Here is a 347-nt window from a genome sequence, read left to right on the forward strand (position 1 = left end):
GGAGAGCAACCGCCTGGAAAGCTACACGGTCAGCGGCATGAACGAGGTCGCCGAGCATGCCCGCTCCCTCATTGCCTGGTTGGACGCGCAGATCAAACAGCTCGAAGTGGATATGGACGACCATATCAACCGCCATCCAGGCCTCAAGCATGACGTTGAGCTGCTGACAAGCATTCCGGGGATCGGTAACACGACGGCAGCACGGCTCCTGGGGCAACTAGGCGACATCCGGCGCTTTGGCAGCGCTAAGCGGTTTGCCGCATTCCTTGGAGTCACGCCGCGCCAGCGCAGTTCGGGAACCTCGATCAAGGGCCGCACGATGATGAGCCGCACCGGCAGCTTATCGC

General features: G+C 61.7%; 1 protein-coding gene. It reads left to right on the forward strand.

The window, feature by feature from the left end; genetic code table 11:
- Positions 1-347, forward strand: a 347-nt coding sequence (locus GTP55_RS29305) for a transposase (RefSeq protein WP_161048269.1), incomplete at both ends; no start/stop codon positions are given.

Origin of the sequence: Duganella margarita (genome assembly GCF_009857535.1) — a bacterium.
Lineage (GTDB): Bacteria > Pseudomonadota > Gammaproteobacteria > Burkholderiales > Burkholderiaceae_D > Rugamonas > Rugamonas margarita.